The organism is Pseudomonas edaphica (assembly GCF_005863185.1).
GTDB lineage: Bacteria > Pseudomonadota > Gammaproteobacteria > Pseudomonadales > Pseudomonadaceae > Aquipseudomonas > Aquipseudomonas edaphica.
Genome location: NZ_VBVZ01000381.1, coordinates 1 through 6128 on the forward strand (window position 1 = coordinate 1; position 6128 = coordinate 6128).

General features: G+C 61.4%; 6 protein-coding genes and 1 pseudogene. All 7 read right to left on the minus strand.

What is annotated here, in order from left to right; all coding sequences use genetic code 11:
* On the minus strand, nt 1-176 hold a 176-nt coding region (locus tag FEM54_RS22060), incomplete at its 3' end, for an SDR family NAD(P)-dependent oxidoreductase (RefSeq protein ID WP_138453021.1).
* Between the two features lie 11 nt (nt 177-187).
* Entirely contained in the window at nt 188-1399 is a 1212-nt protein-coding gene (locus tag FEM54_RS22065; protein ID WP_017138747.1) for an O-succinylhomoserine sulfhydrylase, read from the minus strand.
* A gap of 65 nt (nt 1400-1464) precedes the next feature.
* Nucleotides 1465-2970 carry an amidophosphoribosyltransferase gene (gene purF, locus FEM54_RS22070; RefSeq protein ID WP_017138746.1) on the minus strand — a complete coding sequence of 502 codons (1506 nt, stop codon included), beginning with the start codon at nt 2968-2970 and terminating at the stop codon, nt 1465-1467.
* A gap of 41 nt (nt 2971-3011) precedes the next feature.
* The gene (locus FEM54_RS22075; protein ID WP_003212681.1) at nt 3012-3569 is read right to left on the minus strand and encodes a CvpA family protein; all 558 of its coding nucleotides are present in this window, start codon (nt 3567-3569) and stop codon (nt 3012-3014) included.
* A gap of 183 nt (nt 3570-3752) precedes the next feature.
* Nucleotides 3753-4427, minus strand: a complete 675-nt coding sequence (locus tag FEM54_RS22080; RefSeq protein WP_138453023.1) for an SPOR domain-containing protein — start codon at nt 4425-4427, stop codon at nt 3753-3755.
* The gene (gene folC / locus FEM54_RS22085; protein ID WP_099548305.1) at nt 4411-5718 is read right to left on the minus strand and encodes a bifunctional tetrahydrofolate synthase/dihydrofolate synthase; all 1308 of its coding nucleotides are present in this window, start codon (nt 5716-5718) and stop codon (nt 4411-4413) included. Before folC ends, FEM54_RS22080 begins: the two co-directional genes overlap by 17 nt.
* Nucleotides 5715-6128, minus strand: a pseudogene (locus FEM54_RS22090) (acetyl-CoA carboxylase, carboxyltransferase subunit beta); the annotation flags it as partial. The gene folC and the pseudogene FEM54_RS22090, both read right to left, overlap by 4 nt.

The window sequence follows — 6128 nt, forward strand, 5'->3', positions numbered from 1 at the left end:
AACCAGGCGTTGTCACCCAGCACCTTGGACACCTTGGAGCCGCGCTCGCGGTCCAGGTCGGTCAACACCACCTGCCAGCCTTCGCTGATCAGCCATGCCGCGATGCCGAGGCCAATGCCTCGGGCGGCGCCCGTCACCAGCGCAACACGGCCGTTACCGGCCGCTGCTGTTTCCATGGACCACTCGATCACAAGGCAGCCAGCCCGCGAGCCAGGTCAGCTTGCAGGTCGGCTACGTCTTCCAGGCCCACTGCAATGCGGATCAGGCTGTCACGGATGCCGGCCGCTTCACGCTCCTGTGGCGCCAGGCGCCCGTGGGAGGTGGTGCTGGGGTGGGTGATGGTGGTCTTGCTGTCACCCAGGTTGGCCGTGATGGAGATCAGACGCGTTGCGTCGATAAAGCGCCAGGCGCCGTCTTTGCCGCCTTTTACTTCAAAGCTCACCACCGCGCCGAAACCACGCTGCTGACGCTGGGCCAGCGCGTGTTGCGGGTGGCTCTTGAGACCGGCGTAATGGACTTTCTCAATCCCGTCCTGTTGCTCCAGCCACTCGGCCAGGGCCTGGGCATTGGCGCAATGGGCCTTCATCCGCAGGCTGAGGGTCTCCAGGCCTTTGAGGAAGATCCACGCATTGAACGGGCTCAGAGTCGGCCCGGCGGTGCGCAAGAAACCCACCACTTCCTTCATCTGCTCGCTGCGGCCGGCGACTACGCCGCCCATGCAACGGCCCTGGCCGTCGATGAACTTGGTGGCAGAGTGCACAACAATGTCCGCGCCCAGCTTCAACGGCTGTTGCAGCGCCGGCGTGCAGAAGCAGTTGTCGACCACCAGCATCGCGCCCTTGGCGTGGGCCACTTCGGACAACGCGGCGATATCCACCAACTCGGCCAGCGGGTTGGACGGCGACTCGACGAAGAGCAGCTTGGTGTTGGCCTTGATCGCCGCATCCCAGCCGGACAGATCCGCCAGGGGCACGTAGTCCACTTCGATGCCGAAGCGCTTGAAGTACTTCTCGAACAGGCTGATGGTGGAGCCGAACACACTGCGCGACACCAGCACATGGTCGCCAGCACTGCACAGGCTCATCACCACTGCCAGGATCGCAGCCATACCGGTCGCCGTGGCCACCGCCTGCTCAGCGCCTTCCAGGGCCGCGATACGCTCTTCGAACGCACGCACGGTCGGGTTGGTGTAACGCGAGTAAACGTTGCCCGGCACTTCACCGGCAAAGCGCGCAGCCGCGTCGGCTGCGGTGCGGAACACATAGCTGGAGGTGAAGAACATCGGGTCACCGTGCTCACCTTCCGGGGTGCGGTGCTGACCGGCGCGCACAGCCAGGGTATCGAAAGCTACGCCATCGAGGTCGCTGTCCAACCGACCGGCATCCCATTCCTGACTCATGCTGCGACTCCTTACTCAATACTCTATTTAAGATACAAAACCGGCCCCTCAGGGCCGGTGTTTACTCAGTTGTTGTACAGATCGATGATCGCACTGACCGCCTGGGTCTTGATCTTCGACGAGTCGTTACGCGCCTGCTCGATCTTGTTCAGGTAGGCCTCGTCGACATCACCGGTCACGTACTTGCCGTCGAACACTGCGCAGTCAAACTCGGCGATCTTGATCTTGCCACCACCGACCGCCTCGATCAGGTCCGGCAGATCCTGATAGATCAACCAGTCGGCACCGATCAGGTCGGCTACATCCTGGGTCGAACGGTTGTGGGCGATCAGCTCGTGGGCGCTCGGCATGTCGATACCGTACACGTTCGGGTAACGCACGGCAGGCGCGGCGGAGCAGAAGTACACGTTCTTCGCACCGGCTTCGCGGGCCATCTGGATGATCTGCTTGCAGGTGGTGCCGCGCACGATGGAGTCGTCGACCAGCATCACGTTCTTGCCGCGGAATTCCAGCTCAATGGCGTTGAGCTTCTGGCGCACCGACTTCTTGCGCGCCGCCTGGCCAGGCATGATGAAGGTACGGCCGATATAACGGTTCTTGACGAAACCTTCGCGGAACTTGACGCCCAAGTGGTTGGCCAACTCCAGCGCAGCGGTACGGCTGGTGTCCGGGATCGGGATCACCACGTCGATATCGTGCTCGGGACGCTCGCGCAGGATTTTCTCGGCCAGCTTCTCGCCCATGCGCAGGCGCGCCTTGTACACCGAAACACCGTCGATGATCGAGTCCGGACGCGCCAGGTAGACGTGTTCGAAGATGCACGGAGTGAGTTTCGGCGCAATCGCGCACTGACGGGTGTGCAGCTTGCCGTCTTCGGTGATGTATACGGCTTCGCCCGGTGCGAGGTCGCGGATCAGGGTGAAGCCGAGCACGTCCAGGGACACGCTTTCGGACGCGATCATGTATTCGACGCCTTCGTCGGTGTGACGCTGGCCGAACACGATCGGGCGAATGCCGTGCGGGTCACGGAAACCGACGATGCCATAACCGGTGATCATTGCGACGACGGCATAACCACCAACACAACGGTTGTGCACGTCGGTCACGGCAGCGAATACATCTTCTTCGGTCGGCTGCAACTTGCCGCGCTGGGCCAGCTCATGTGCGAACACGTTGAGCAGCACTTCCGAGTCGGAGTTGGTGTTGACGTGGCGCAGGTCAGATTCGTAAATCTCCTTGGCCAGCTGTTCAACGTTGGTCAGGTTACCGTTGTGCGCCAGGGTGATGCCGTAAGGCGAGTTGACGTAAAACGGTTGAGCTTCGGCCGAGGTCGAGCTACCGGCAGTCGGGTAACGCACATGGCCAATGCCCATGTGCCCGACGAGGCGCTGCATGTGACGCTGATGGAACACGTCACGCACCAGGCCATTGTCCTTGCGCAGGAATAACCGGCCGTCGTGGCTGGTCACAATACCGGCAGCGTCCTGGCCGCGGTGCTGGAGGACGGTTAGCGCGTCATACAGCGCCTGATTGACGTTCGACTTACCGACGATACCGACGATGCCACACATGCGACGCAACCCCTACTTAATGAATCTTGACTGAACACTACTTACTGAGGCGTTTTGGCCGGCAAGAGGTGTTCCTTGAACGGAAGATCAGCGGGTACGCTGATTCCGCTGGCCAGCCACTGACTGCTCCACCCCAATATGAGGTTCTTGGACCAATCTGCAACCAATAGAAATTTTGGCACGAGTACCGACTCCTGCCACCACGAATCCTGCTGTACCGGCCCCAGGCTCAACAGCCCGACCGCCACAACCACCAGCAAGCCGCCACGCGCGGCGCCGAAGGCCATGCCGAGAAATCGATCGGTCCCGGAGAGGCCGGTGACACGTATCAACTCGCCAATAAGATAATTGACCATTGCCCCCACCAACAGCGTGGCGATGAACATGATGGCGCAGCCCGCAATGACGCGAGCCGAAGGTGTTTCGATATACCCGGCCAGGTAAACCGACAGTGAACCACCGAACATCCAGGCTACAACTCCTGCGATGATCCAGGTCAGCAACGACAGTGCTTCTTTTACGAAGCCGCGGCTTAGACTGATCAAAGCGGAGATGGCGACGATTGCTACGATCGCCCAATCAACCCAGGTAAATGGCACAGTGCAGCCTACGTACGGATAAGGCGGCGCATTTTAGCAGAGCGCTGGGCTATCGGTAAGCTGTGATTGTGGGTGCTTTGCAAATCAATGGGTTGAGCAATCTCAAGACCACCCAAAAACAATGTGGGAGCTGGCTCCCACAAAAGCCAGCTCCCACATTTGCCCTGCATTCCAACCCTTTACTCAGCCGCGCTCAGGCTGGAACCGCACCACAAACCCATTCAGGTTCTGCTGTCGCCCCAGCAGGTCACGCAGGCGATCCGCTTCGGCGCGCTCGATCAGCGGCCCGATAAATACGCGATTTTTGCCGTCGGCACTGCGGATATAGGCGTTATACCCCTGGGCACGCAACTTTTTCTGCAAGGCATCGGCGCTTTCACGGTTGGCCAGGCTGGCGAGCTGGATCGACCAACTGATCGGCAGACCATTCGGGTCGATACGGCTTTGACCGACATCCGGCTTGCCCGGCGCGGCTGGTTGTGGCGCTACAGGCTTGGGCGCAGGGGCTGGCGCAGCAGGTTTGGCAGCCACCACCGGGGCCGCTGGAGCGGGCGCCGGTTTGACCACCGGCACACTCTGTTGCACCGGCACTGCCGGCGCCGCTGGAGTCGTTTGCGCAGCCACCTCATCATCGCTCGGCACCGGTTCTTCAGGCAGCGTCTGCGGCTCAGGCACCACCACCGGCTCCACCTGAACTTGCGGCATCGCTGGCGCCTGTGGCGCTGCCGGTGCCTCGACCACGACCTGGCGCTGTTCGTCCTGGCGCGAAAACAGCATCGGCAGGAAAATCACCGCCAACGCCACCAATACCAGGGCTCCGACCATTCGCTGCTTGTATGCGCTATCCAGTAATGCCATGTGCAGCTTCCTCCGTGGAGCGCCGGGCCAACCACTCAAGCGCCTCGGCAACACAATAAAATGATCCGAACAACAGAATCTCGTCCTCGGCCGTCGCCACTGCACATTGCGCCTCAAGCGCTGCAGTGACGCTTGCATACGACGCCGCCGACGCACCAAGGTTCTGCAATGCCACTTGCAGTTCGGCAGCCGGGCGACTGCGCGGCGTGTCCAGCGGCGCTACCGCCCAAGCCTGGACATTGCCGAGTAACGGCGCAACCACACCGTCCAGATCCTTGTCAGCCAACAGCCCGAACACTGCCAGGCGACGACCGGCAGGTGGCGTGCGTGACAGACGTTGCGCCAGGTACTCGGCGGCGTGCGGGTTGTGCCCCACATCCAGCAGCAGGTTCAAACGCTTGCCTTCCCACTCGAATGTGCGGCGATCCAGGCGCCCCACCACACGAGTAGCCAGCAACGTGGCAGCAATCTGCTCGGGATTCCACGGCAGATCCATCAACAGGTACGCTTGCAGCGCCAGCGCGGCGTTTTCCATCGGCAGGTTCAGCAGCGGCAAATCCCGCAGCTCTACCACCTGGGCACGCGCATCACACCCGCGCCACTGCCAATGCTGGTCGCCAACTTCGAGATTGAATTCGCGGCCGCGCAGGTAAAATGGGCAATCCAGCTCGCGCACCTTGTCCAGCAAAGGCTGCGGCGGGTTCAGGTCACCACACAGCGCCGGCTTGCCTTGGCGGAAGATCCCGGCCTTTTCATAAGACACCGACTCGCGAGTGTTGCCCAGATAGTCCGCATGGTCGACACCAATGCTGGTTACCAGCGCGATATCGGCGTCCACCACGTTAACGGTATCCAGACGCCCGCCAAGCCCGACTTCCAGCACGACCACATCCAACTGCGCACGCTCGAACAGCCAGAAAGCCGCCAAGGTGCCCATTTCAAAGTAAGTCAGGGAAATTTCGCCACGGCCGGCATCCAGTGCGGCGAAGGCTTCGCAAAGCTGCGCGTCAGTGGCTTCGATGCCATTGAGCTGCACCCGCTCGTTATAACGCAGCAGGTGCGGAGAATTGTAGACGCCTACTTTAAGCCCTTGGGCTTGCAGCAGCGCCGCGACAAAGGCACAGGTAGAGCCTTTGCCGTTGGTGCCGGTCACCGTGATTACACGCGGCGCCGGGCGGCCCAACCCGAGGCGGGCCGCTACCTGTTGCGAGCGCTCCAGGCCCATGTCGATGGCTGACGGATGCAACTGCTCAAGGTAAGCGAGCCATTCGCCCAGGGTACGTTGGGTCATAGGTTTGCTGGCACCGGCGGAACAACGATAGGTTCGATTTTAGGTGCGACGTACACAGGCGTCGGCAAGCCCATCATTTGCGCCAGCAGGTTACCCAGGCGTGGGCGCAGTTCACCGCGCGGGATGATCAGGTCGATCGCACCATGCTCCAGCAGGAACTCGCTGCGCTGGAAGCCTTCCGGCAGCTTTTCACGTACGGTCTGCTCGATCACGCGCGGGCCGGCAAAGCCGATCAGTGCTTTGGGCTCACCAACGATCACGTCACCCAGCATCGCCAGGCTGGCGGAAACACCGCCGTAAACCGGGTCAGTCAGTACCGAGATGAACGGGATGCCTTCTTCACGCAGACGCGCCAGTACCGCAGAGGTCTTGGCCATTTGCATCAAGGAGATCAGCGCTTCCTGCATGCG